Origin of the sequence: Sandarakinorhabdus glacialis (assembly GCF_014643455.1) — a bacterium.
GTDB lineage: Bacteria > Pseudomonadota > Alphaproteobacteria > Sphingomonadales > Sphingomonadaceae > Sandarakinorhabdus > Sandarakinorhabdus glacialis.
Genome location: NZ_BMJM01000018.1, coordinates 1 through 21,310 on the forward strand (window position 1 = coordinate 1; position 21,310 = coordinate 21,310).

At 61.4% G+C, this 21,310-nt stretch carries 24 protein-coding genes, 2 tRNA genes and 1 pseudogene; 12 read left to right on the forward strand and 15 right to left on the reverse strand.

Translation table 11 applies throughout. The features are described from left to right. Positions 1-54: 54 nt before the first annotated feature. Positions 55-678 (reverse strand): TonB-dependent receptor, encoded by a 624-nt coding sequence (locus IEW98_RS15350; RefSeq protein ID WP_308785513.1) that lies wholly within the window; start codon positions 676-678, stop codon positions 55-57. On the opposite strand from IEW98_RS15350, the gene IEW98_RS16835 reads away from it, so the two are divergent. Continuing rightward, positions 617-748, forward strand: a complete 132-nt coding sequence (locus IEW98_RS16835) for a hypothetical protein (RefSeq protein ID WP_308785512.1) — start codon at positions 617-619, stop codon at positions 746-748. The two genes, IEW98_RS15350 and IEW98_RS16835, sit on opposite strands and share 62 nt — an antisense overlap. 55 nt (positions 749-803) lie before the next feature. Further along, positions 804-2,081: pseudogene (locus IEW98_RS15355) on the forward strand (dihydroxy-acid dehydratase); the annotation flags it as partial. A 478-nt stretch (positions 2,082-2,559) separates the two neighbouring features. Here the strand turns inward: IEW98_RS15355 and IEW98_RS15360 are convergent. Continuing rightward, positions 2,560-3,288 carry a helix-hairpin-helix domain-containing protein gene (locus tag IEW98_RS15360; protein WP_188764291.1) on the reverse strand — a complete coding sequence of 243 codons (729 nt, stop codon included), beginning with the start codon at positions 3,286-3,288 and terminating at the stop codon, positions 2,560-2,562. 179 nt (positions 3,289-3,467) lie between these two features. Between IEW98_RS15360 and IEW98_RS15365 the strand changes: the two genes are divergently transcribed. Next, positions 3,468-5,087, forward strand: coding sequence for an RNA-directed DNA polymerase (locus tag IEW98_RS15365; protein ID WP_188764293.1), 1,620 nt, complete (start codon positions 3,468-3,470; stop codon positions 5,085-5,087). Positions 5,088-5,118: 31 nt separating this feature from the next. Here the strand turns inward: IEW98_RS15365 and IEW98_RS15370 are convergent, their stop codons facing one another. Next, positions 5,119-5,331, reverse strand: a complete 213-nt coding sequence (locus tag IEW98_RS15370; RefSeq protein ID WP_188764295.1) for a hypothetical protein — start codon at positions 5,329-5,331, stop codon at positions 5,119-5,121. 19 nt (positions 5,332-5,350) lie between these two features. Then, complete coding sequence (locus tag IEW98_RS15375) at positions 5,351-6,586, reverse strand: phage major capsid protein (protein WP_188764297.1); 1,236 nt, start codon at positions 6,584-6,586, stop codon at positions 5,351-5,353. Here IEW98_RS15375 and IEW98_RS15380 point away from each other — a divergent pair. After that, a complete protein-coding gene (locus IEW98_RS15380) occupies positions 6,579-7,622 on the forward strand; it encodes a hypothetical protein (protein WP_188764299.1) in 1,044 nt (347 codons plus the stop codon). The genes IEW98_RS15375 and IEW98_RS15380 overlap by 8 nt on opposite strands. Before the next feature lie 186 nt (positions 7,623-7,808). After that, positions 7,809-8,102 (forward strand): hypothetical protein, encoded by a 294-nt coding sequence (locus IEW98_RS15385; protein WP_188764301.1) that lies wholly within the window; start codon positions 7,809-7,811, stop codon positions 8,100-8,102. On the opposite strand, the gene IEW98_RS15390 is transcribed toward IEW98_RS15385, so the two are convergent. The 9 genes from IEW98_RS15390 to IEW98_RS15430 all read right to left on the reverse strand — a co-directional run bounded on the left by IEW98_RS15390 (position 8,069) and on the right by IEW98_RS15430 (position 15,208). Further along, positions 8,069-8,308, reverse strand: coding sequence for a hypothetical protein (locus IEW98_RS15390; protein ID WP_188764303.1), 240 nt, complete (start codon positions 8,306-8,308; stop codon positions 8,069-8,071). The genes IEW98_RS15385 and IEW98_RS15390 overlap by 34 nt on opposite strands. A 252-nt stretch (positions 8,309-8,560) precedes the next feature. Next, complete coding sequence (locus IEW98_RS15395; protein ID WP_188764305.1) at positions 8,561-8,923, reverse strand: hypothetical protein; 363 nt, start codon at positions 8,921-8,923, stop codon at positions 8,561-8,563. 204 nt (positions 8,924-9,127) lie between these two features. Next, positions 9,128-11,251, reverse strand: coding sequence for a primase-helicase family protein (locus IEW98_RS15400; RefSeq protein ID WP_188764306.1), 2,124 nt, complete (start codon positions 11,249-11,251; stop codon positions 9,128-9,130). Further along, positions 11,244-11,684 carry a hypothetical protein gene (locus tag IEW98_RS15405; RefSeq protein ID WP_188764308.1) on the reverse strand — a complete coding sequence of 147 codons (441 nt, stop codon included), beginning with the start codon at positions 11,682-11,684 and terminating at the stop codon, positions 11,244-11,246. Before IEW98_RS15405 ends, IEW98_RS15400 begins: the two co-directional genes overlap by 8 nt. 67 nt (positions 11,685-11,751) lie before the next feature. Beyond that, positions 11,752-11,946 carry a hypothetical protein gene (locus IEW98_RS16965; RefSeq protein ID WP_188764310.1) on the reverse strand — a complete coding sequence of 65 codons (195 nt, stop codon included), beginning with the start codon at positions 11,944-11,946 and terminating at the stop codon, positions 11,752-11,754. A gap of 39 nt (positions 11,947-11,985) precedes the next feature. Continuing rightward, on the reverse strand, positions 11,986-12,336 hold the full coding sequence (locus IEW98_RS16970; RefSeq protein WP_371870798.1) for a helix-turn-helix transcriptional regulator: 351 nt from the start codon (positions 12,334-12,336) through the stop codon (positions 11,986-11,988). Positions 12,337-12,369: 33 nt separating this feature from the next. Next, positions 12,370-13,581, reverse strand: a complete 1,212-nt coding sequence (locus tag IEW98_RS15420) for a tyrosine-type recombinase/integrase (RefSeq protein ID WP_188764312.1) — start codon at positions 13,579-13,581, stop codon at positions 12,370-12,372. Positions 13,582-13,761: 180 nt separating this feature from the next. Continuing rightward, positions 13,762-13,853: transfer RNA gene (locus tag IEW98_RS15425), tRNA-Ser, on the reverse strand. A gap of 53 nt (positions 13,854-13,906) precedes the next feature. Then, on the reverse strand, positions 13,907-15,208 hold the full coding sequence (locus IEW98_RS15430) for a UDP-glucose dehydrogenase family protein (protein WP_188764314.1): 1,302 nt from the start codon (positions 15,206-15,208) through the stop codon (positions 13,907-13,909). Positions 15,209-15,334: 126 nt separating this feature from the next. Between IEW98_RS15430 and IEW98_RS15435 the strand changes: the two genes are divergently transcribed. After that, the gene (locus tag IEW98_RS15435; protein ID WP_243450814.1) at positions 15,335-15,985 is read left to right on the forward strand and encodes a DUF1134 domain-containing protein; all 651 of its coding nucleotides are present in this window, start codon (positions 15,335-15,337) and stop codon (positions 15,983-15,985) included. A gap of 4 nt (positions 15,986-15,989) precedes the next feature. Here the strand turns inward: IEW98_RS15435 and IEW98_RS15440 are convergent, their stop codons facing one another. Then, complete coding sequence (locus IEW98_RS15440; protein ID WP_188764318.1) at positions 15,990-16,937, reverse strand: NAD(P)-dependent oxidoreductase; 948 nt, start codon at positions 16,935-16,937, stop codon at positions 15,990-15,992. A gap of 124 nt (positions 16,938-17,061) precedes the next feature. On the opposite strand from IEW98_RS15440, the gene IEW98_RS15445 reads away from it, so the two are divergent. The 6 genes from IEW98_RS15445 (at position 17,062) to IEW98_RS15470 (ending at position 20,302) form a co-directional block, all read left to right on the forward strand. After that, a complete protein-coding gene (locus IEW98_RS15445) occupies positions 17,062-17,379 on the forward strand; it encodes a 2Fe-2S iron-sulfur cluster-binding protein (RefSeq protein ID WP_188764320.1) in 318 nt (105 codons plus the stop codon). Then, positions 17,379-18,431 carry a DUF2332 domain-containing protein gene (locus IEW98_RS15450; RefSeq protein ID WP_188764322.1) on the forward strand — a complete coding sequence of 351 codons (1,053 nt, stop codon included), beginning with the start codon at positions 17,379-17,381 and terminating at the stop codon, positions 18,429-18,431. The genes IEW98_RS15445 and IEW98_RS15450 overlap by 1 nt, the downstream gene beginning before the upstream one ends. Then, complete coding sequence (locus IEW98_RS15455) at positions 18,428-19,021, forward strand: Maf family protein (RefSeq protein WP_188764332.1); 594 nt, start codon at positions 18,428-18,430, stop codon at positions 19,019-19,021. Before IEW98_RS15450 ends, IEW98_RS15455 begins: the two co-directional genes overlap by 4 nt. Continuing rightward, positions 19,014-20,003: a ribonuclease gene (locus IEW98_RS15460; protein ID WP_188764324.1), complete on the forward strand. Its 990-nt coding sequence runs from the start codon at positions 19,014-19,016 to the stop codon at positions 20,001-20,003. The genes IEW98_RS15455 and IEW98_RS15460 overlap by 8 nt, the downstream gene beginning before the upstream one ends. After that, a complete protein-coding gene (gene yacG / locus IEW98_RS15465; RefSeq protein WP_371870800.1) occupies positions 19,996-20,184 on the forward strand; it encodes a DNA gyrase inhibitor YacG in 189 nt (62 codons plus the stop codon). Before IEW98_RS15460 ends, yacG begins: the two co-directional genes overlap by 8 nt. A gap of 43 nt (positions 20,185-20,227) precedes the next feature. Then, positions 20,228-20,302 (forward strand) — tRNA-Phe (locus IEW98_RS15470). 242 nt (positions 20,303-20,544) lie between these two features. Here the strand turns inward: IEW98_RS15470 and IEW98_RS16605 are convergent. Then, the gene (locus tag IEW98_RS16605) at positions 20,545-21,192 is read right to left on the reverse strand and encodes a hypothetical protein (protein ID WP_243450815.1); all 648 of its coding nucleotides are present in this window, start codon (positions 21,190-21,192) and stop codon (positions 20,545-20,547) included. Positions 21,193-21,310 lie beyond the last annotated feature (118 nt).

Consider the following 21,310-nt stretch of genomic DNA (forward strand, 5'->3'; position numbering starts at 1 on the left):
GCCTTGAAATCCGAGCTGTAGCGCTTTCTCGTCGTCTTCATTCCCGTCAATCCTTCAGATCGGGAATAGCTTAACACCCTGTCCAGTTTTCCGGGACCACCTCAAGAGGTAGGGGATGCCCGAGTCCGGAAGCTCGTCGGTGGTCAGGTGATAATAGCTGATGGTCAGGCTGGTCGGGCCGGTGAGGCCGAGCTTGATCGACGGCGCGATGCCCCAGCGGCTGGCGTTGACGGCGTCGCGGCCGGCGATGTCCTGGTCGTGCCACATGCCATTGATGCGGACGCCGACGAAATCATTGATGGGCTGGTTGATGTCGGCGGTGACCCGCTTGTAGTCGGCGTTGCCGACAGCGCCCGAGACGGCGACGAAGCGATCGGGGGTGGGCAGCTTGCTGATCAGGTTGAGGGTGCCGCCGGCGCCGCCGCGACCGCCGTTGACGCTGTCGGAGCCCTTGACGACTTCGATCTGCTCGATGGCGAAGACTTCGCGGCTTTGCGCGCCGATGTCGCGGACGCCGTCGAGGAAGGTGCTGGCCTGGCTGTCGAAGCCGCGGATGAAGGGCCGGTCGCCGAGCGGGTTGCCGCCTTCGCCGGCGCCCATGGTTATGCCGGGGACGGTGCGCAGCGCTTCGGACAGGCTGGCGGAGGCGGTGTCGCGGATGAGCTGTGCCGGGATGATGGTGATCGAGCGCGGCGTGTCGAGGAGCGGGGCAGTGGCCTTGGGCGATGCCTGGCGCTCGGTGCGGTAGCTGCTTTCGTCGATGGCGGTATCGGTGACGGTGACGCCGCCGAGCTTGACGGGGGCGTCTGCTGCTTGCGGCAGGCGAGATCGACGACGCCCAGTTCATCAAGCTGGTCGCCTCCTCGGCGCCGTCGACGGGCTATTGCAACACGATGGGCACGGCGACGACGATGAACTCGCTGGCCGAAGCGCTCGGCATGTCGCTGCCTGGTTCGGCGGCGATCCCGGCGCCTTACCGCGACCGGCAGGAGTGCGCCTATCACACCGGCCGGCGTATCGTGGGCATGGTCGCCGAGGATTTGAAGCCGTCCGACATCCTGACGCGCGATGCCTTCCTCAATGCCATCGTGGTCAATTCGGCCATCGGCGGATCGACCAACGCGCCGATCCATCTTGCCGCCATCGCGCGCCATGTCGGCACCGACCTCGCGCTCGATGACTGGCAGGAATACGGCCACAAGGTGCCGTTGATGGTCAATCTCCAGCCGGCCGGCGAATATCTCGGCGAGGACTATTACCATGCCGGCGGCGTCCCTGCCGTGGTTGCGGAACTGATGAAGCAGGGCCTGATCCGCGAGGACGCGATCACCGCCAACGGCAAGACGATCGGCGACAATTGCCGCGATGCCGTCATCGAGGACGACCGCGTCATCCGTCCGTTCGCCCAGCCGCTGCTGGGCGAAGCCGGGTTCATCGTGTTGCGCGGTAACCTGTTCGATTCGGCGATCATGAAGACGAGCGTGATCAGCCCCGAGTTCCGGGCGCGCTATCTGTCCAACCCCGACGATCCCGAGGCATTCGAGGGCCCTGCCATCGTCTTCGACGGTCCCGAAGACTATCACGACCGCATCGACGACCCGGCGCTGGGCATAACCGACAGGAATCTGCTGTTCATGCGCGGCGCCGGCCCGATCGGCTATCCAGGTGCGGCCGAAGTCGTCAACATGCGCCCGCCGGCCTATCTGATCCACGAAGGCGTGCACGCGCTGCCGTGCATCGGCGACGGGCGGCAATCGGGCACCTCGGGGTCACCATCGATCCTCAACGCCAGCCCCGAAGCAGCGGCGATGGGCGGGCTCGCCCTGCTCCGCACCGGCGATTCCGTGCGGATCGACCTGCGTCGCTGCACAGTCGACGTGCTGATCCCCGACGCCGAACTGGCGGAGCGCCGCCGCGTCCTGGTCGAGGCGGGCGGCTATGCCTATCCCAAGTCGCAGACGCCGTGGCAGGAGATCCAGCGCGGGCTGGTCGGGCAGCTCGAGAGCGGCGCCATCCTCGAAGGCGCGGAGAAATACCAGCGCATCGCCCAGACCGCCGGTCTGCCGCGCGATAATCACTGATCGGAGCTGAGCCGCGGCAAATTGCGACAAAACGCGCGACACTTGAGGCACCCTTGCCGAGGGTGTCTCAGGTGTCGGCATGACTACGCCTTGCATCGAAATACCGACACAGACGACCACTGGCGTGTCGAGAGCCGGCGAGAAAGCTCTGCTGTCGGTAGCACCCGTCGCCGCCGATGACACGTAGCAGGTACGGCAGCACTAGACGCTGCCGGATCGGCAATAGTTAACGCACAGGGGCGATGGCACCGGCGAGCAGCGCTTCGACCGGTCAGCCAACATCCAGAATGGCGGCATAAAGGCTCTCGACGCCATGGGCCTGTTTTTGCGCCATCGCGAATTGAATGCAGCTCTAGAAGGTTGGAAAAAATTGGCGGAGTCGGAGGGATTCGAACCCCCACGAAAATGCTGGGTATCAGGCGTCGTAAGTACTGCGACCCCCCGTTTCTACCCCCGTCCCGTCCTGCGTGTTTGCATGTCAACGAATCACCCGATCCACGTACTCAGCCTGCTCGTTAGCTGCCCTGCATGCAGTCTCGCGAAGCGCTCTCAGCGCAGCCGGCCCAACTCCTGCAACTGCGGTTAGAGTGGCATCGGATGCCGCGTTAATCGACGCTGGGGTATTGAAGCCTGCCTCTATTAGCGCGCGTCCAGTCTTCGCTGCCAGCCTCGGCACCGTCGATAAGAACGGCGGGAAAAGCTGATCTAGGATGGCGTCGGCTCCCAAGTGCGCCCGCACGAAGTCGCTCCATGCAAGCGGCAACAAAGCTTTGGCGACCTCAGCGCGGCGCTCGACTATCCCGCTATCAGCTTCCGCCGCAATGCGCACAGCTTTCAGAAATTTGAGGTAATTACCGCCATCACGCGGAATCTGACCGACAGAGGATGCCATGGTTTCACCCTGCATCTCCTTGATGTCGAAACCCATTTCCTTCCATGAGCGCAGTTTTGGAACCCAGATGCCTTCCCATTGCTCTTTGGCGATCTGAGGGGCGGCGCGGTCGATCTCGTCGAAGATCTCGCCATGGCGTGACAAGACGCGGAGGGGGGTGCGCAGTTGCAATGTCGCACAGAATTGGAAACCGCGGATTATGTCCGCGTCTGCCCGGAGGTTCACGCCACGCGGGATGTCGAAGCGTTCTGGGTCCAGCTGAGCGGGGTTCCGCGACTTGGCGAATCGCCCAAAAAGGCGGGAAAAGATCGACATGGGCGCATTGTGCCGCCTACCGCTATCCGTCGCAACCTTGAGCCCACGGTCTCCAGTGCAAAGGCTCCTACTCGCCTAGGTCGGGATCGGCAGAAGGTTATCAGCTAAACCTCAGCCAAGCGGGACAGTGCCAAATCGAAGACTGGCTAATACCTTCCGCGCCCACTATTTAACGACTTGTGGCTGCCGCAAAGAAATTGACATTCCCGCGAGATGTGCGTCTCCGTCGGCTGATATCGCACGGCTATTTTCCGAGTGAGCTTCCGCCACCTTTCACGGCAGAGGAATATGCCAAGCACTCCACCGAGTTTGCCACCAAGTGGAAAGCGGCTAACATATTCAAGTTCTGGACTGCCCCGGAAACATACAGCATTCCTAGGTATGGTCATGCACGGCGCAAACTATCGATCGTAAATCCGATTAACCAGTTGCAGGTTTCGCTGCTTATCGCCAATAATTGGGTTGAACTCAAAGCACGGCTCAACAGGTCGAAAACAAGCGAGTTTGATCCTACAATTTCACGCATTGGGATAGCCCGGGCCGTCAGCGGCGTGGATTTCGATGGCGTTGCAAGGCGCAGAGCCGAAATATTGGGTTCATATGGTCGATATGTTAAGACCGACATAGCGAGGTTTTACCCATCTGTTTATACACATTCAATCGCGTGGGCGATCTTGGGAAAAGATCACTGCAAGGCTAATTTTCAAACACCAGCTTTTAAAGCTGGTTTTGCCAATGAACTCGACTGCGCAGTCCGCGCCGGTCAAGAAGGTCAGACCATAGGAATACCTATCGGACCAGACTCGTCACGAATTATATCGGAATTAATCGCAGTGGAGATTGAAGAGAAGGCTCGATCTTTGATTGTGGACTGGGACCGACGCGGTGTTCGGTACGTCGATGACATGCTTATCGGACTGCAAGATAGTGAAACAGCGTCTGCTGTTTTGTCTGGCCTGTCAGCGGCACTTTACGATTTTCAGCTCGACCTAAATGGCGAGAAGACAGTTACGATAGGCCTTGGGAGTGATCACGCCCCTGAATGGGGTAATTACATCCGCACCTTTGAGATGACTACTGTCATTGGAAAGCAAGTCGGTGATCTTGACTCATATTTTGCCCAATCTCTCTATCTAGCAGACCAGAACCCTCGTGAAAGTGTGTTGCTGTATGCCACTAAGCGGGCTGCCACTTTTGCCATTGGCTCGGGCAATCGTGCGCATCTAGTTCGCTGGATGCTGTATATGTCTCGCAGAAGTCCTAATTGCCTTCGGTTTGTTGCGGAGCATCTTGCCGCGACAAGATCAAACGCGGCCTACCCGACTAGCGAGATCAATGACTTTATACTGCAGCAAATACCTGCCAAGGCTGAGGCGGGGCATATTGATGAGTTAGCTTGGCTGCTTTTTTGGGCAATTGAGATTAAGCTAAAATTACCTGTTTCCATTTTGGAGCGCGTGCTAAAGTTACGAAGTTCGGTAGTTGCGCTGCTCACGCTTGACCTTCGACAGCAAGGTCTTATCGATGGTATTCCAGACATGTCGTTCTGGCAGAGTTTTGCAACGCTTGAGGGCCTTAAGTCAGAAATGTGGCTATTGTCTTATGAAGCCACGCGAAAGAAATGGTGGCCGAAATCGCAGAAGACAGGTTTCATAACCGGTCATCAGTTTTTTGGTGATATTTGGTCGAAGAACATCGAATTCTACAACCCCAAGCGCCATGCTAAGGCTCGGGTCAATCCTATCTTTCGTGTAAAGCCGTCCGCTGCTATTGCGTTCGGTTCGGACTACCAGCGCTAGATGGCGGCCATTAGTGTTGTCGTGGGGCTAGCTACGATCGGCAGCCAATCCGTTCCGGATCCCCACGCGCATAGTCGGCATGGACCTCCGGCTCATCGCCTTCAACCCACTCGCCGCAGGCGCGCACGATCCGAACCGTCGTCGTCGGACCTTCGGTGTCGTGCTTGAGCGTGACGAGCGAAGGCTTCCCGGTCAGCGCGATGCTGAACGCGCTGACCGGGACCGGCTCAGCCTCTAGGAGCACAGTTTCAGCGGGGCCAGGATTAGCCCGCCGCCGCCGCGTAATCGCCGTAGATCAGCGCCGCAGGCTGGCGCACGGCCAGCGCAATGCGCTCCTCGCAAAGCACGGTCAGCATGTTGCGGATAAAGTTGTCGCGGTCCTCACTGCTCACGAGAACGACCGGCGTCATCCGATCATAGATCGTCGCAGAGTTGGCGAAATTGCCGACCAAGAACTTGCCGACCGGCATCGAGTTGGAAGGAACGACGTCCAGCCCCCACGCGGTCGGCATGGCGGTACCCATCGGTCCCGAACCGATGTAGCGGCCCTGCCCGTCCTTAAGCCCCTGTAGCTTCATCCAGTCGCTGCTGTTCACGACCACGCCGGTTGCCGGGAGGTCCGCGACCTCCGACTGTGCGAGCGCGTGCAGCAGCACGTCGAACTTGGAGATGCCAGCGGGCTGACCGGTCACGTCGTATGCCGTCGCCTGGGGGATCAGGCCCAGCAGGTTGGTGCCGACGCCATCACCTAGAAGGAGCTGAGTTTCCTCGCGAAGCGCCAGCCCGTAGCGCAACTCACCGTTGATAATGGTTCGCAACTGGCCAGCATCGTCCATCGCCTGCCTCGATACCGCGACCCAGTGAGCGATGGTCGCGACCTTCGCCTGTGCAAGCGCAAAGCCGTAGTTGCTTTCGGGCTTGAGCGCGCCTTCAGCGACAGTCGCGGCCTGATTGTCGCGGACGTTCTGGCGCGGATACTCGACCATGTTCGAGCCGGTGGTCCCGACGCCCAGCAGCCCGCGCACGGTGAGGCGGCGGCGGGGCATCGCGACGGCATCGGCGCGGTCGGGCTGGATCAGCGGCCCGCCGCTCGTGCCAATCGAGGTGATCGCCGCTTGCGGGCTGAGCGCGATCTGCACGCGACCCTTGCCCGCCGCCGATACGAACGCGGCCAACTCACTCGACGCCACGACCTGATCGCCCCACGACGTACCGCCGCCGACGTCCGGAAGGATCGGCGGGCCCGCTCCAAGGCCCGCGTTAAGCGCCGCCTCGATGTTCGAAAGGCGCTGGTTGTGCTGCGACTGGAAAGTGTCGAGACCCACCTGTAGGTTGCGGAACAGTTGCTCGGGACTGGCTTCAGCGCGGACGGTACCGCAAAGGGCGCGGGGCAGCTTTGGGTGGGCGTTCATCGGTAATCCTCTAAAGAAGATCATATTCTCGTAGCCCGGTATCTTCCGATATATAGTTTTAGCATTTCCGAGGAAAATAATGTTCAACTCAAAAACGGTATTGGTCCTCGGCGCGGGCGCAAGTTATGAAGTGGGTCTCCCTGTCGGCGAACAACTCCTTAAAGCGATATGCAGTCTTTTAGATGTCAAGTTTGAGAGGAGTTCACAGCAGACACATGGGGATCGGATGATCATTGACGCCTTAAAGCAAATCTTAAATGAGGGTCGTGACGTCACCCGGTTGAATGAGCACATTCGTAAGGGCCTCCAGATCATAAGTTCGGCAGTTCAGGCAATATCGATAGATAATATTATCGATGCGCTAGAGGATGAACAGGTTGAACTCGTTGGCAAGCTAGCAATTGCGCGTTCAATTCACAGCGCGGAACGGGCAAGTAAACATTTCGCGGTCACGGAGAATGATCCCAATGCCGCACCACCCCTTGGCATGTTTTTTGATACTTGGTATGATAGCTTTACTAAAATTCTTACCGAAAATGTAAAGATCAGTCAGTTAGATAGAATGTTCGAAAATGTACAGATTGTAAGCTTTAATTACGATCGATGTATTGAGCAGTATTTACCTTATTCGATTGCCAATTATTATGGACTTAAGCATTACGAACTTCATTCTGCGGTATCTAATTTAATAATACATAGACCGTATGGCATTGTTGGTGATTTACCATGGAAATCTGGCGATGGAAAGGGAGTCCCATTTGGGGGCGGGACCATCGACGATCTTATTAGTAGTGCATCGCAGGTGAGGACTTTCACCGAGCAGGTGAAGGATCGCGCTGAACTGAATGATATACACGAGGCTTTGAAATGGGCGGATAAAATTGTTTTTCTTGGTTTCGGATATAATCAACAAAACATGGCTCTGCTGGCAACCGACATTGGAGCGCCTAAGAAAATTGTCGGAACGGCACACAAAATATCAAATGATAACTGCATGGTAATTAAGGATGAGATCTTTTCGAACTTTAATATTCAAGACCCAAACCACCAGTTTAACTTTAAAATTGTCCCTAGTGAGTGTAGGACTTTATTTAACGATCTTTCCCGCCTGATCTCGTCATAGATTCTTCCGGTAGAGTATGCTCCGATAACGGCCACGTAGGCGATCAACCGTGCTGTTACAGATATATTTTCGGGAGGAGAGTTGATTTGAAATTGAACCAAATCTTCCGCCAGAGCGTATGATACTTGAGACGCACTGCTGAATGTATATGCTATGGGAGTCGATCTCAGGCGATGTTGCTAAAACGTGGATTGGAGATGCGAAATACTGCGTCTCTACGGCTACCAGAGCGACTGCAAGCTGATCGTCAATATTTCGCTCAAGAGCGGCAACGAGCGCCGCGACGACCCGCTGTGCGATCACCTGCGCTACAGGCTCCGCACCACGCAACCCAGTCTCAGCCCTAACGATATCCGCCGCCGCCTTGACCGCAGCAATCTCCGACGCGGGCCGCGCTGGTCGCGCCATTGCCATTACTGGACCGCGCAGTGCGCGGGGGAGACCCATCATTGCACCCTCGTCATCGCGTCGCGTTCCTGAACATCGACGGCGGTGCGCAGCCACTCGACGGCGGCGATGGGGCTACCCTTGAGCTTGGTCGCCAAATCGAACGCCGTGTAAATTGACGCAATGGCGATGTCTTCGAGCGACGCACCGTGTTCGGCGTATTTGGCCGCTGCAATTCTATTCACGCGGCGGCACATCTCGATCACTGCCACGCTGCGGTGTTCGTCGTTATCGGTCATGGCGCTTTCCTTTGGATCGCATCTGAATCAGCCGCGCGGGCGCTCGGTCGCGCGCGCTGCGCGCGGGGGCAATTTCAGGGGCAAAACTGGTGTTGTTTTTTGAGCTGCTGGCCGACGCCGGTCTGGACCTCAGAGGTCGCTTAACTTTCAGGCCCCGGTGCACCCCAGCCTCGATGCCGTCGCTCACGGTCAGGGATGGGGCAGGGGCGTGTTCCGCTGTCGAGGCGGGGTCGAAGGGCTGACGCGGTTGCATCAGCGCTCTCCAGCCTGCCTTACGCGGTAGCGCCGGGCGATGCTGCTCCAGGTTAGGTTCGGGTCGCGACTGGCAGCTTGCCGGACCTCCTGAGGGAGCCGCCGCGCTAACTCGCTTGTCGCGATAGCCCGAACGTACTCCGCCTTACCACGGTCCGGCATCCAGCTATCGGTTACATTTGGGTTGAGGACAGCGCGGCTACTGCCGTGTTTCCAGTCCCGCATATCGTTGCCGGGATTGGCCCGCAGATACCGCTCGATCTCAGATCGCTCGTCGCCGGTGCGCTGGCCTAGCTGCTGCTGAACAAACAGATCGAAGTCGGCGGCGTCGGCTTGGTCGGTCGGACTGTGCTGGCTTTTCATCGTTATTCTCCAAGTGAAATTCGTATGTCGGCGCCTGAAGCGCTAGAAGCGCTAGATCGCCTATCCCCCCCTCTTTTCGCCGCTTTCCAAATAATAAGAAGATTTCCCGGAAAACTTTTCAAAATAGGCGAGGAAGGTAAAATTAAGGGGGATAGGCGATCTAGCGCTTCTAGCGCTACTAGCGCTAGCGGGGTCGACCGGCGACTAGAAGATGGCATTATAGCCCTCCGCTGCTCGCTTCTCTGCCACGATTACTGCATCACGATCAGACAAGTGCTTTAGAGCGTAGATCGCCATGTCCTTGCCACCGACTTTCCAGCGTCCCGACTTGGAACCGGGATTGCGGACAGGCTTATATCCACACTCCTCCATCTTGTGCGGCACTCGGCGGCTGTTCTTTCGATCTCTCAGCCAATCTGCAAAAGAAGCATCAGCGGCATCGGCAATCGACAACAGTATGACTGCTTCCGGGTTACCTAGCTTTTCAAGCGCGTCAGATAGTTCGGCGTCCTCCGGCGCGCTGTTCGACTGCACAATCTCCCAGAATGCCTCAGTCTTGCGCGGCGGCGCTTTAGGGTTGAAGCCGCTGATATCCTTATCGCGCAAATAGGCTGCTACGTGTCCGGTGCCACCTGCCGAATACCAATCCCACAACATCGGGTAATAGGCCCGATCAAAGTCGGACTTCGTCAGGTTCGACCAAGCGACGTAATGTCGCCGATCATCCTCCGGCAGGTATAGGCCATTCGTCTTGTGATTACTCGTTATAACGACCCCGCAGACATTGAACGCCGAATACTCGCGCATGAACTTCTCATCCACACGCAGCACATCAGGCGGCGCTGCCGTGTATGTCTTCGTGTGATCGTAAAAGGCGAACCGGTCGGTGTCGCCAAGGTCACGCGCCTCGCTGACACGAAGGATTACAGACTTCACGAAGCCGTTGAACCTCCCCATCATCTGCGCCGGGGACACCTCGGCGAAGTTCCACGGACCGATAGCCGCCTTCACCGGCTCCAAGATCGTGTCTTTGCCGATACCTTGCGCCCCGCCCATTACTATAGCGTGGTTGATCTTCTCCTGCGGTCGCTGAACCCGGTGCGCCAGCCAGTCGATTATATGATCTGCATCGCCGGGATAGACGCGACGGACGTGCGCAATCCACGGCTCCGCCATAGTAGCGTCGCCGCGCTGCGGAACCGGTGGGCGATATAGGTTGAAGATCGCGCAGCCTGGTCGGTCGAAATATCCGCCCTCCGAGATTAGCCGACCCTCGATAACCTGCGGCTCGCCCGGTGCCCACGTCATCTGCTCGACGGCCTGGTTCTCGTCCAACCACTTGTTAGCGGCCTGCCAGCGCGGCTCCCCGTCCTCATCCAGCACCGGGCGACCGTTCCGATCTGTCATCTGGACGGGCGGAATGCGCGAGTTGACGCTGGTGGCCGGCCATATTTCCCCGCTGGGCATGAAGATATAGCTATGGGTAGGCATGAACGCCCGAAAGTCATCGAGGCTGACCCCGGAGTCTCTACCAGCCTGCGAGCCGCCTGCGGGGGCATCCGCGACCGCCTTCAACAGGTCATCGCGCGTCTTGCCGCCGTCAAGCCAGTCGGTGACATCGCCGTTCACAGCTAAGCCCGGAAGCTCAACAACCTTGATCGACCCGGCGACAGGCCGCATCGACCTCTCAACAGCAGCGGCATGTTCACGGCCACGCTCGTCGTTGTCAGCAATCACGACAACATCGCGACCCGCGAGATGCGAATTGAAATGGTGCCGCCATTTCATGGCCCCGTCCGGGTTTGTCGTCGCCATAAGGCCCAAGGCCCAAAGGGTGTCCGTGTCTTTCTCGCCTTCGACAACGAAGACGACATCATCGGGCCGTTCGAGCATCGCGCGCTTTAATTCGGGGAGCCGATACAGAAGGTCCGGCTCGTAGCCTTTGCCCCATTTGTAGTTCTCTAGGCCCACGTGCCTGAAGAAATCGTCGGGATTTGCCTGCCGTTCAAACTGCAAGTCGCCCATCCCTCCGGCTGGCCGATGCCCAGTCAGAAAGACTTTTTCGCCATCCTTCGTGCGGCCCTTGATTTTAGTGGATGAGTACCTGCTACTTTCATGGCGATAGTCGAACTCTGCAATGACTTCGGTGCCTGAATTCCAGCGGGGGCGACCATCTTCATCGGAAGCCCACGAGCCAGCGAGCCGCCCTTTATTCTGGATCCTCTCTGCCGCATCGCCGGTCTGCGGTTGTCCTTCCGCGTGTTGGGTTGAGAAGGCCCCCGGCGTGTCGCCCGACGCGTCGGGGGTTTCTGTGTCAAGGTTACTCACCCCGCGCGCCGATCACCGCAGCGTCGGCCTCAATCGCCCGCTGCACCCGCGTCCGCAGATTGCGCACGTCGATCAGCAGCGCCGTCGCGAGGTAGCCTCCCGAAACGAAGCCGCTGGCGAGGTCGATCTTGTCGGCGGGCATAATCGACGCGGACCCGTTCTCGATCTGCACGACGGTGAGCTGGTCGGCATCGGGATAGTCGCACAGGCCGTTGTAGAGCCGCGTTGCGGCCTGCCCTGCCATCTTGACGGTGAAGCCCGCCGTGCGCTGATCGAGGTAGAACTGCGCGGCAGTCAGCCTGTCGAGGTTCCAGTTGAAGTTGTCGTCGAACGTCGGCGCGAAGTTGATATGGCCGCTCGCCTTGTCATCGGTCTGTACCTTGCGGTCCCAACCAAGAATATTCTGACAAGCCTTCTTATTCGTGAACAACATTGCGCTTCTCCTTCCCGGAGTTATTCGGTTCTGCGAAATCCATTCGAAAGTATAAATTCGACGGATTTTATTCGATGTCCCGGTATCGCCTGACGCGTTCGTCGCTGAGGTCTAAGAAACCGGCGCGATGCGCCGTCCAACGCTGTTGCGCCGCATTCCACGCCTCATCCTTCCTGAAGAATGCTTTTCGATGGTCACCGTCTATCAGCGGCGGATCGATGAAGACTTCAACACCGACTGTGCAGGTGCGCAGCACGACCATCAGCGGCGTCGCGTCGGGATCGTCGGCAACGTGCCCAACTCAGCCAGCGCGCGCCTTCGGACGTGGACAGGGATTGTGCCCCTGCCCGGTCGCATCGCGCTGGGCCTTGCGTTCGAGGAGCCACGAGTGGACCTCATGGACCAACCAACCCTTCGACCGTGGCCCCAAAATAATCGGCTTGGGAAAGTCGTTCTGCTGCATGCGCTGCTCGATAGCGTTCCGCTTCAAGCCGACAACATTGTAGAGTTGGCCAGCGCGATAGATGCGCGGTCCTTCATCAAAGGCGGTATTCATCAACGTCCCTTCCAACGGCGCTAGAACGCCAAGAAGGACTCTCCGAGGAGCGTCCGGGACACCCCTAGATGCCGATACTCGCTCCGGAAGATACATTGAACTCGTGCGGATTTACTCCGTTCGTCGCATTTATGCCGCGCCTATTGGCACGACCTTCGTGCCCACGTGGGGCAGCCTATCGCAATGTGCTGCCCAGTCAGACATAAGCCGCTTGCGCTTTTCGAACAGGTCGCCGCGCCGATACGCGGCTTCGACCGCGCTTCCGATAGCGTGCGCTAGAGCCATCTCGACGACGTTGTTCGGATGGGAGGTCGTTTCTGCTGCCCAATCCCGAAAGGCCGAGCGGAAACCGTGCGCGGTGATGTCGGTACGCTCCATGCGCTTTAGCGTGGCAAGCAGAGCCATGTTGCTCATCGGCTTGCCCCTGTTCATCGGACTTATGAAGACAAAGTCGCTGCCGTCGTCGCGGGGTAACGCCTTCAGTAACGCCAGAGCCGGTTCGCTAAGAGGCACGCGATGTTCGCGGTCAAGTTTCATGCGCTCGCGGGGGATCGTCCAGACCTTTGCCGCAAAGTCGATTTCTGACCAAGTTGCGCCCAGGGCCTCATTGGTGCGAGCAGCTGTGAAAATGGCAAACTCAAACGCGCGGGCCGCTATCCCTTCTCGCTTCCGCAACGCGGCCATGAACGTCGCCATTTCGGCGAAAGGCAGCGCAGGGTGGTGCTTAACCCGCTTTGCCTTCGACTGTTTCGACAGCAAGTGGTCGAGGTTGCCCTTCCAGCGAGCCGGATTATCGCCGGACCTGAGATTGAGCGCCGTCGCTCGATTGAGCACCTTTTCAATGCGCGCCCGCAGACGGCTCGCCGTCTCGGCTTTCGTGGACCAAATAGGGGCTAGAATCGCGTGAACGTCTTCGGTCGAAACCGCCGTCGGGTCCATGTGTCCCAGCGACGGGTACGCATAGGTCAATAAAGACTGGCGCCACTGCCCTTCGCTCTTACCACTCTTCCAGCCTCCAATCTGCGACTTGATGCAGTCCTCTGCTACCTCCTCGAAGGTGGCCCGGCGTACCACCGGCTTCGCTTTCTTGTTGTCTGCAACCGGATTATGGCCCGCGCGCACCTTTCGCCGAAGATCGGTGACGCGCTCGCGAGCGTCGTGGAGGCTTAGGAAGTCCGCCGAGCCTAACCCCATCTCGTACGCCTTGCCCGCGATCCGGTAACGGAACTCCCATCGCTTTCGAAGGGACGGCGCGGGTCCGACGATTAACCAGAGATTATCGCCATCACCGTACTTACCGGGTTGCTTGATCGTCGCAACTGATCGAACTGTGAGTGCCATCGCAGGGGTCTCCTCGAACTGAGCACCGCTCAGTTCTACCCCCGCTTTAACCCCTGCTGTGTCCAAAAGTCGACATAGTTCGAGATCCGCGCCCTATCGAGGGGCACGGCCACATTCCTTCAGTTTTCAATGGTTTAGACGATTCTAGAGCGCTGTTGAAAGCGCTCTAGAATGTCCCGCTGGCGGAGTCGGAGGGATTCGAACCCTCGGATCCGGTTACCCAGATCGGCAGTTTAGCAAACTACTGGTTTCAGCCGCTCACCCACGACTCCGCGCAGGCGGGGCTATAACCGGCGAACGGCGGGCTTGGCAACAGCTTGTGACATCAGCGCCCGATTGAGGCGTAGCTGATGCCGCGGCGGGCCATTTCGTCGGGGCGATAGATGTTGCGCAGGTCGACGATTGCCGGCGTTGCCATCAGCGCCTTGACCCGGTCCATGTCGAGCGCGCGGAAGGCATCCCATTCGGTGACGAGGACAGCAACGTCGGCGCCGGTCAGGCAGGCATAGGGATCGGCGGCATAATCGACGCCCGTCAGCACCAGCCGCGCCTGGTCGGTGCCTTCGGGGTCGAAGGCGCGGATGCTGGCGCCGGCGTCCTGCAGCGCCTGGATGACCGCAATGGCGGGCGAATCGCGCATGTCGTCGGTGTTCGGCTTGAAGGTCAGCCCGAGCACGGCGACAGTCTTGCCGCGGACGTCGCCGCCGGCGAGGGCGATGACCTTCTTGGCCATGGCGCGCTTGCGGCTGTCGTTGACCATCGACACGGTCTCGACGATCCGCATCGGCGTGCCGGCGTCCTGCGCGGTCTTGACCAGCGCCAGCGTGTCCTTGGGAAAGCACGAGCCGCCATAACCGGGGCCGGCGTGAAGGAACTTGCTGCCGATGCGGTTGTCGAGGCCGATGCCGCGCGACACGTCCTGGACGTTGGCGCCGACGGCTTCGCACAGGTCGGCGATCTCGTTGATAAAGGTGATCTTGGTCGCGAGGAAGGCGTTCGCGGCATATTTGGTCAATTCAGCGGTGCGCCGGCTCATGAACAGGATCGGCGACCGGTTGAGGAACAGTGGGCGATAAAGCTCGGTCATCACGTCGCGGGCGCGCTCGTCCTCGGTGCCGACGACGATGCGGTCGGGACGCTTGAAATCGCCGATGGCGGCGCCCTCGCGCAGGAATTCGGGGTTGGAGACGACGGCGAACTGCGCGTCCGGATTGGCTTCGCGAATGATGCGCTCGACCTCGTCGCCGGTGCCGACGGGCACGGTCGACTTGGTGACGATGACGGTATAGCCGGTCAGCGCGGCGGCGATTTCCTTGGCGGCGGCATAGACATAGGACAGGTCGGCATGACCATCACCGCGGCGCGACGGCGTGCCGACGGCGATGAAGATTGCCTCGGCATCGGCGACGCCGGCAACCAGGTCGGTGGTGAAGGTCAATCGCCCGGCCCTGGCATTGCCGGTAACGAGTTCGGCAAGGCCGGGCTCGTAGATCGGCATGACGCCGGCGTTGAGGCGGTCGATCTTGGACGGGTCCTTGTCGACGCAAACAATGTCATGACCGAAATCGGCGAAACACGCCCCCGAGACAAGGCCGACATAGCCCGAACCGATCATTGCGACACGCATTGGCATACTCTTTTGTCAGGGGTGCCATCGCCGGTTAGCATGGTGACGGGTTGCCGGAAAGCACCTGAGATGGCTCATCGGTCGTTCAGGCAAAATGGTTCAGGGACGCTCGAAAGGGGATATATCATGCGTCAATCAACGCGGTCCGCGATGCTGGTGCTGGCAGCCGTCCTAGCGATGCCCGCAGCGGCGCAGACTGCCGATGTGCCGGTCACCGAGACGGCCATTCCGCCTTCACAGCCTGCCGGACCGGCCGCTGCCGACGCGCCGCCGCCATTGCCGGTGAAAGCCGAGCCGACCTTCGCCGAGGACGACGTCCTGGGCGCGGCCGAGGATGTTTTCGGCAAGGGCGCGGAGGGACTTGGCGAACTGATTCGGCAGACATTCTCCAAATACGGCCAGCCCAACGCCTATATCGTCGGGCGCGAGGTGAGCGCCGCCTTCGGCATCGGCCTGCGCTATGGCTCGGGCATCGTCTTCCACAAGATCGAGGGCCAGCAGCCGGTGCATTGGACCGGGCCCTCCATCGGCTTCGATGTCGGCGGCGACGGGTCAAAGACCTTCGCGCTCGTCTATAATCTCGACGACAGCGAGGACCTGTTCCGCCGCTACCCCGCCGCCGAGGGCAAGGCGTATCTGGTCGGCGGCTTCACCGCCAACTACCTCCAGCGCGACAACGTCATCATCGTGCCGGTCAAGCTGGGCGTCGGCGCGCGGCTCGGGATCAACGCCGGCTATCTGAAGTTCACCCACAAGGGCCAGATCGTGCCCTTCTGAGGCGTCAGCCCTTCACCGCGCCGATCAACGCCTCGCCAGCCTGCACCCGGCGAATATTCTCGCCCAGCCGTTCGAAGACCCGCCGCGACGTCTCCGGTGACACCCACGACAGATGCGGTGTGACGCGCGCGCGGGGGTGGCCGATCAGCCAGTGACCCGCCGGCAGCGGCTCGGGGTCGGTAACATCGAGCGACGCCCACAGCCGGTCCTTGTCGAACTCGGCCTTCAGCGCGTCATCGTCGATAATGGCGCCGCGCGCGACGTTGACGATATGGGCGTTCGGCTTCATCCGGCCGAGGAATTCGGCGCCGACCAGCCCGCGCGTCTCGGCCCCGATCGGCGCCGCAATCACCAGGTGATCCGACCGCGAAGCCAACTCCTCCAGCGGCACCAGCGTCACATTCGCGTCGGGCGACGGCGTGTCGGAATTGCGCGTCGCGATGATCTTCATGTCGAACGCCGCGGCATAGCGCGCCACCTGCCGGGCGATCTGGCCAAGCCCGAGCAGCCCCAGCGTGCGGCCCTCGAGCGTATCCGATGGGTTGGCCATCATCTCGTCGCGGCTCGGCCAGGCATCGCCGGGCTTGAAGGTGACGCCGGCAAGGCGCTTCACATGCGCAAGCATCACCGCCAGCGCATATTCGGCAATCGGGCGTGCGGTGGTTCCCGAACAGGTAGCGACCCGCGGCGCCTCGAACAGCCATTCGGGATAGTCGTCGAGGCCCGCGCTGGCGACCTGGACCAGCTTGACGCTGCCGGGCCAGCCGGCGGGACGCGGAACATGGTCGACATTGCGCTGGGGGCCTTCGCCGTGGACGACGAAGACCACGTCGACATCCAATGGCAGGTTCCAGTGCTGGTCGCCCTTGGGGATATGATCGGCGCTGGTGACTCCAGGCAGACTGGCGATGAGCCCCGACATCCCGGGGGCGAACTGGTGGACGACGCGCATGATGGAAACCCTCGGCTTGTGTCGGCGCACCCTATCGATGTGCACGGGGGTTCGCCATCTTGTCCTTTACGGGGGGTGGCCGCTATGGGACGGGCAATCGAATTTTCATAAAGGTCGCCTGCGCATGGCACAGATTATCGTCACCACCCGCGAAGGCAGCGACATCACGCTCCCCGCCAAGCCCGGCCTGTCGGTCATGGAGATCATCCGTGACGGCGGTATCGACGAGCTGCTGGCGCTGTGCGGCGGCTGCTGCTCATGCGCGACCTGCCATGTCTATGTCGATGAAGACGATATCGCGCGGACCGGCACCGCCGGCGACGACGAGGGCGATCTGCTCGATTCGTCGGATCACCGCACGGCGGCGTCGCGGCTGTCGTGCCAGATCGCCTTCATCGATGCACTCGACGGGCTCAAGGTGACGATCGCACCGGAAGATTGATGGCGCTGCCGCCGGTCATCGCCGCCGCCTTCGCCAAGCAGGCCGAATTTTGCCGCAAGCTCGGCGCGCCGCTAACAGCCGCAGTGTGCGAAGCAGCGGTGCTGGCCTGCGACGGCACCAGCGACACCGGGCGCGCCCTCATCGCCTGGCCCGGCGAACCGATGGCCGACGCCCTGATGATGCGCTTCACCGGCGGCTGCAACGCCCTGGTTCGCGCCGGCCGGGCGCCCGAACTGGCGGCATTGTACCCGCCGGCACCCATGCCCGACGCCACCGATCTCGCCGCGGCGTTGCGAACCCTGCTCGCCGATCCGGCGCGCGATGCCCAGCTAGCCGGCTGGCTCACCGGTCCGCCGCAGACCAACGAAGTCGCGCGCTCAGGCGTCCTGATGCCCGGCCTGATGACAATCACCGCGGCCACAGGCCTGCCGGTGCGCCTGTTCGAGCTCGGCTGCAGCGCCGGGCTCAACCTCAATCTCGATCGCTTCGGCTACGACCTCGGCGGGCTCCGCACCGGTGACCCAGCCTCGCCGGTGCAACTCGCGCCCGTCTGGACCGGACCCCTGCCGCACGCCGCCGCGGTCACCGTTCTCTCCCGCCGCGGTACCGACATTAACCCGCTGGACGTAAGCGACGCCGTCGTCCGCGAGCGCCTGATGGCCTTTGTCTGGCCCGAACAGCTTGAGCGCGTCGCCCGCGCCGAGGCTGCGATCGCGCTGGCGCAGGCCAACCTGCCGCCGATCGACGGCGCCGACGCCGCCGACTGGGTACAGGCCCATGTCGCTCCGCAAGCCGGCAGCGTCGCCGTCGTCCTCCACTCGATCGCCTATCAATATTTCCCGCCGGCAACCAAGGCCGGCATCGCCGCGCATCTCGCCGCCCAGCCCGCCAGCGCAGATGCGCCGCTCGCCTGGCTGCGCTTCGAAATGGACGACGCAGCCGAGGCGCATCTTCCGACCCTGCGGCTCACCCTGTGGCAGGGCGGTCCACCAACAGAGCGCCTGCTCGCCCGCGCCCATCCGCACGGCACTTTCCTGGAGTGGTTCGCCTGAAACTGATCCTCGCTTCCGCCAGCCCGCGGCGCACCGCCTTGCTGGCGCGCCTCGGCATCGAGCCCGCCGCCATCGACCCCGCCGACATCGACGAGACCCCCTGCAACACTGGCGCCAAAACCGAAATTCCCCGCGATCACGCCGAGCGGCTTGCGCTGGCAAAGTGCGCGGCGGTCGCGGCCCGGCATCCGGGCGCGATGGTGCTCGCCGCCGACACGGTCGTCGGCGTCGGCCGCCGCATCCTGCCCAAGGCCGAGGACGAAGCGACGGCGCGGACCTGCCTCGCACTGTTGTCGGGACGCCGCCACCGCGTCTTCACAGCGGTCGCGATCGCCGCCGCCGACGGACAAATCCGGCTGCGCACCAGCGAGACACAAGTCATCTTCCACCGCCTCGACGCGAACGCCATCGACGCGCTGATCGCCGCCGGCGACTGGCGCGGCAAGGCCGGCGGCTATGCCCTGCAGGGCGCCGCCGAAGCCTGGATCCGCTGGATCTCGGGAAGCTGGTCGGGGGTCGTCGGCCTGCCGCTGTCCGAAACCCGCCTGCTGCTCAAGGCCTCGGGCTTCGAAAGCGAAATCAATGGGTGAAGCCATCATCGAACACGGCATCGGCGCCGTGCGGGCGCTGGTGCTCGAGGACGGCATCGTCACCGAGGCGCATTTCGAACGCGACGACTCGGGCCCGCGGGCAGGGGCCGTGCACGTCGCCCGGCTGACCAGGATCCTCGAGCCCGGCCGCCGCGGCATCATGCGGCTCGGCGATCACGAGGGCCTCATCGAGCCGCTACCCTATTGCCCCGAAGGCGGGCTGCTACGGGTCGAGGTGACCCGCGACGCCATCCCCGAAGCTGGCCGGCCACGCCTGGCAAAACTCCGTAACATCGAAGGCGATTCGGCCACCGAAGGCGAAGTTCAACCCGGCGCCGACCTCGCGGCTCGGCTGGCAATGGCGGGGCACAGGATCACCCGGCTCGGCAGCACCGGCGAAGACCGCCTCGAGGCCGAAGGCTGGGGCGAGATCGTCGAGGCCGCCCGCACCGGCTTCGCGGCCTTCGCCGGCGGCATGCTGACCACCAGCCCGACCCCGGCAATGACAGTCATCGATGTCGACGGCCCCGGCGACCCCGCCGCCCTCGCCGAGGCAGCCGCCGTCGCCACTGCAAAGGCCATCCGGCGCTTCGACCTGACTGGCTCGATCGGCGTCGATTTTCCGACATTGGAAGGCAAGGCAGTCCGCACGAAACTCGGCGAACTGCTCGATGCAAACCTGCCGCCGGTCTTCGAACGCACCGCCGTCAACGGCTTCGGCTTCGTCCAGATCGTCCGCCCGCGCGACCGCGCCTCTTTCGTCGAACAGGTCCGCGCGCCAGGTTTCGCCGCGCTCGAACTGCTGCGCCGCGCCGCCCGCGGCAACGCCGGCGACCGCACCCTGACAGCGCACCCGGTCGTCATTGCCTGGCTCACCGCACGCCCGCAACTGATCGCGGCACTGGCTCGCGCCGTCGGCGGCGAGATCCGCTTGAACGCCGACGCCGGCCTCGCCATATCGGGGGGTGATGTCCATGGTTAAACCCTGTGCCTATTGCGGCAAGAGCCCCCGCATCGAGGCCTATTCGCCCTTCTGCTCGCGCGGTTGCCAGGACCGCGACCTCGTCCAATGGATGCGCGAAGGCTATGTCGTGCCGGCCAGCGATAACGAAGACGAACTTTCCGACATACGCCCGCTGGACAACGACCGGATGGACGGCTAGACGCCTGCCTCCGAACCGGCATATCGCGCCGGTCGGCAGGTGCGCCCGGGTAGCTCAGGGGTAGAGCAGGGGATTGAAAATCCCCGTGTCGGTGGTTCAAATCCGCCCCCGGGCACCACGCAGTCGACGATTGCAGAGCAGCACGGCAATCATATTTGCAATGGCGTAAATGTCGTCGCTTTTCCGTGCGTTACAGTCGACAACGGCATCCGCATTTTCGTGCTGAGACGATTTGGCGGCGTTACGCGTCGCGCAAAGCGGGGGAATTCTCAGGCCGCCATTTTGGCGGTCGGGAGATGCGATGCAGTTATGATGCGATGGCGGGCTCTTGATCGTGCCCTGGGACGCGATGCTGCGTGTTTAGATAAACCCGAGCGCCGTCCGCTGTGCTGCCCATTCAATGGGCAGTTTGGTCATGCGGGCGAGTCGCTGGCGATTGAGCGCGAGGGGCTGCCGGCCGTCATGGATGGCCTCGACGATGTCGGGCGCGAGCATCGACAGCCGGAGCAGCAGCGAGAAATAGTCGAGCGAATAACCTTGGGTGCGGGCCACTTCGACCAACGGCTGATCGGTCGCAGCGTCGGCCGCATCGCGGGCGGCAAATGAGGCCGCCAGCAGTTTAATCAGCGCCGGATCGGCATCCTGCTGCGGGGCACCGTCTGCTGCGGGAATAATGAGGCGGACCTCCTTGCCGCGACGTATCCGAATAATGGGTACCGAGAGTAAGTGAGGCGCGACGGAGGCGGTTGCAGCCGCTTGGGTTGGTGGCTCTAGCGATCCGACGTTAACCAGGATGTCGACGCGGTCGTTGTGGACATCGATACGCGTGGTCAAGCTTCGGAATGTCGGGGCCGGATCGTTTGCCCGCACTGCTGCTTGGGCGATGATGGCGGTGAGGACAGCGCTATCGACGTCCAGCGCAGCAAACACATTGTGGACTTGGCGTCCGTCACCCAGGAAGTCCTGCACACATCCGATGACCAGCCTCTCCAAGTCGTGCGCCGGCATGCGCCAGGCTGGTATTGAGGTGGTCCCGGAAAACTGGACAGGGTGTTAAGCTATTCCCGATCTGAAGGATTGACGGGAATGAAGACGACGAGAAAGCGCTACAGCTCGGATTTCAAGG